General features: G+C 50.7%; 3 protein-coding genes. 2 read left to right on the top strand and 1 reads right to left on the bottom strand.

From position 1 onward, the window contains the following. Nucleotides 1–328: 328 nt before the first annotated feature. Nucleotides 329–1,399, top strand: a complete 1,071-nt coding sequence (locus VLH40_04100) for an NADH:flavin oxidoreductase (protein HSV31190.1) — start codon at nt 329–331, stop codon at nt 1,397–1,399. A 99-nt stretch (nt 1,400–1,498) separates the two neighbouring features. On the opposite strand, the gene VLH40_04095 is transcribed toward VLH40_04100, so the two are convergent. After that, on the bottom strand, nt 1,499–2,158 hold the full coding sequence (locus tag VLH40_04095) for a YoaK family protein (GenBank protein HSV31189.1): 660 nt from the start codon (nt 2,156–2,158) through the stop codon (nt 1,499–1,501). Nucleotides 2,159–2,671: 513 nt separating this feature from the next. Here VLH40_04095 and VLH40_04090 point away from each other — a divergent pair. Further along, nucleotides 2,672–3,538, top strand: coding sequence for a sugar phosphate isomerase/epimerase (locus VLH40_04090; protein HSV31188.1), 867 nt, complete (start codon nt 2,672–2,674; stop codon nt 3,536–3,538). Nucleotides 3,539–3,830 lie beyond the last annotated feature (292 nt).

Raw genomic sequence — 3,830 nt, 5'->3', positions numbered from 1 at the left:
GGAAAAGCTCTATGGCCTCCGCAGTCGCCCCCCGCGCGGGGGCGTGGATTGAAACTCACCACCCAAGTCCACCAGACCGGTAAGCCGAGTCGCCCCCCGCGCGGAGGCGTGGATTGAAACCATCTGAGAAGCCACCCCCCCTCGGCCCGCCGAGGGCGCCAAGGAATGAGCAATACAGGGTATGCGGCCATAGGCTGTCAGGCCGTGAGGCAGGGAAAAACCGATACAATGAGTCGGAAAACCTTTCTCCACAGGGTTTTCCCGCATACACGCATCAACGCATCAACGCATATACAAAGTATTTACAGAGGAGAAAGGGGCTGTGATTATGGATGAAAAACGTTTGGACACGAGTAAGTTGTTTTCAGAATACACCTTGAGGAATTTCAGCATAAAAAACAGGATAGTGATGCCGCCCATGGTTTGTTTTGGATGGTCAGGGAGTGACGGGCTTGTGACAGAAGATCATGTCAGGCACTATGAAGCAAGGGCGAGGGGTGGTACAGGCCTTATTATTATTGAAGCGCTCACTGTGAAACCGGAAGGACGTTTAGTCAATACCCAGCTGGGAATATGGTCTGACGGTCATAAGGAAGGATTGAAGGCAATTGCTGAGAAGTGCCATGATCATGGTGCAGTGGTCATTGCCCAATTGAACCACGCAGGGCTGAAAACGCCAAAAAATATCTCAAACGATGCCATATCACCTTTCGAATATCGAAACAGCAACACCAGTGCCCGAACCATGACCCTTGAAGAAATAGACCGGACGAGGGAAGAATTTATCCGTTCCGCTGAAAGAATACACGAAGCCGGCTTGGATGGTGTGGAAATACATGGCGTGCATGGATATCTGTTAAGCCAGTTCGCCTCTTCTGTGCTCAATCATCGCAAAGACGGGTACGGAGGAAGCATCAATGCCAGAATGAGGCTGGCGTGCGAGATTGTGCAAGGCATCAGGAGTAGGGTGGGAGACCATTTTATCATCGGGTACCGGATGGGTGGGAACGAGCCTTCACTTGATGACGGTTTGAACATTGGCCGAACTCTTGAAGCATGCGGGGTAGATATTCTCCATGTTTCTTCCGGTTTTTCTGATGATACGGCTCCACCGGTACCGGATGGTTTTCCGTATAATTGGATTGTGTACTGCGGGACAGAAATACGAAAAACCGTCAATGTCCCGGTAATTGTGGTGAATGGCATACGTACTGCGAGCCAGGCATTATATCTGCTGGACAATGGCAGGGCGGATTTTACCGCCGTGGGCAGAGGATTGCTGACTGACCCTGAATGGGCAAATAAAGCACGGTCAGGACAAGATGTGAACCCATGTCTTGAATGCCATAGGTGCCACTGGTTCAAAAATGGGAAAGACTGTCCGGCTTTGAAACAATAAGGGGTTCATGGTGCCTGACCCCAAGAAAAAGAAGGGACTCCAGCCATTGGTTCACTTCTTGCTTATTGACAATCTGGGAAATATAGATAGTCTTTGCGGCTATCCTGACACAAACTTCCTGTTCAGCCTATGGCCTACAAAAGTGGTTATCATCAAGGCTACCGATATCATCAACAACCCGTAAAAGGGCAACATTTTTCTAATCCCTATTAGATATGCCATTATTGCCGCTCCGATGATAAATGCGAATATCTTTAAACATAAAGACATTGCTTTAGAGTGGGAACCCTTGGCCAAGGCGATCCCTAAATCGGTGGAATCCCCGGTCCAGTGAGTGGTTCTTTCCAGCAAAAGCTGAGAAGTGAGTGAATTTTGAAATCCCATGGAAAGCGGAAGCAGCAAGGCCATCACCGCCTTGTCTAACCCATAGTCATAGGGCGTATCAGACGAAACGCCCATGCCTACCACCATAGCTACCAGTAATATATATATGGACTGAAAGACCATGCTTAGGGTGAAGCCCACGCGATCCAGCAATATCCCGGCCAAGTACGAACCAATCACGAAGGATATCCAGATTAAAACCATGAACAACGCGTCGATAGGCATCAATACGAAATTAATCCCTATATCCGCTATCCTGCCGGTTACATGGGAAGATCTCTCAAAAAGTAGCGAAATGGTGGTCAGGCTGTTGACATTCCCCGCCAAGAAAGACAAAACCACCGCCAGAGTGATATGGACACGCCGTGATTCCAATACTGGCCATTTATTATTGATTCTCTGTTTGTTTGTCACTATTTGTTCCCGACCTCTTTGACGATAAATTCCTTAACCAGCCGGAATCTAAAGATCATCAGATCCCCTCCCCCAAGAGGAGAAAGGTGACAACCCGGATCCTCTATCGGGGATAAGAGAGGGCGTTCAACAGCCATTATATCAGGAAGATCGCAACCTCTAAAAAATCGAATACCGAACAGACACATCTGGTTTTTTTTGAGTAGGGTGTTCAGCAATCGTCGAAATAGTTGTATTATGAAATGAATGATGGGTCAGAGACGTTCTGCACTGAATAGGCGCAACATCAGTAACATTTTGCCCTATTCATAGGTTATCAGAAGTTGTTGTCACTGGCAAGGAGATTAAAGGAAACTCCGTCCACAATAAGAGTAATTTATTTTAGCGCCATATCAATATCTCGACCGGGAGTTCACCTAAAAGGCTTTGAACCCTTTCACTCTTCTACCATATATTTATAAAGGAGGAACACCCATGGCCAAGTTTGGTTGCAATCTCCAGGTATGGACCTCGCATCTGAGTGACGAGACTATCACCCTCTTTTCCAAAGTGAAGGACCTGGGCTTTGACGGAGTGGAGATCCCCCTGGCCCACGCCGGGCGGGTGGACCAGCCCCTGATCGACCGAGCCCGCCGGGAATTGGACCGACTGGACCTGGACTGCACTACCTGTGGAGGGCTGGGCCGACCTGACAACCTGATCGACGATGATCCGGAGAAACGCCGGCGGGGTATGGATATGCTCCGCAAGTACCTTGACATCACCGCCGGTCTCGGGGCGGAATTCATGGTGGGACCGCACTACGGCACCTTTGGAATGGCCGATCTCGGCCGGGCCCGCACCGGGGAGGAATGGAACCGGGCCGTGACACTGCTGCGGGAGATTGCCGACTATGCCCGGGATAAAAAGGTCCGCATTGGTCTGGAATGTCTCAACCGGTACGAAACCTATTTTTTGAACGTGGCCGAAGACGGAGTCAAGCTGGTCGAGGAAATCGGCCGGGACAATATCGGCGTTCATCTGGACACCTACCACATGAACATCGATGAGAAAAACTTTTACGACCCCATCAAAACCGCCGGCGCCCACCTCTTTCTGCTCCACTGCTCGGAAAACGACCGGGGAATCCCCGGTTCCGGACACGTCAACTGGGACGAAGCCTTTCGGGCCCTTGCGGAGATCGACTACCACGGCTGGTTGGTTATTGAAAGTTTCTTCGAACCCATGGAAGACATCCCGGTGGCCACCTCGATTTGGCGGCCTATCGCTCCCAGCCGGGAAGCGATCATGGGAGAAGGGGTCAAGTTCATCCGAGAGAAGGCGAGAGAGTACTCGTTATAAACAGTGGATATGTTCCGGACCGCCTGGTTCTCCCCCGCCTTCTCAAAGGCAAGAGGATCAGGCGCTTTTCTCCTCGCTCCTCACTACCAGTGCTACCAGATGATAAATACCGGGTTTGAGTCTCGTTTGGGTAGAGGCGGGAACCTGGTTCGGGTATAAAATGATCGCATCTGAAAGAGGGGGCGTCACAACCGATGGATCAACGGCGATTGATCGACACTATCGTCGCGGAAGTCCTCAACAGGCTTAAGGAAAGGGAGTGGGCCACGCCAATGGCCCCGGCCCCTTCGGG

The sequence above is a fragment of the Atribacteraceae bacterium genome (assembly GCA_035477455.1).
Lineage (GTDB): Bacteria > Atribacterota > Atribacteria > Atribacterales > Atribacteraceae > DATIKP01.
This window is presented reverse-complemented; position numbering and strand designations above follow the sequence as displayed.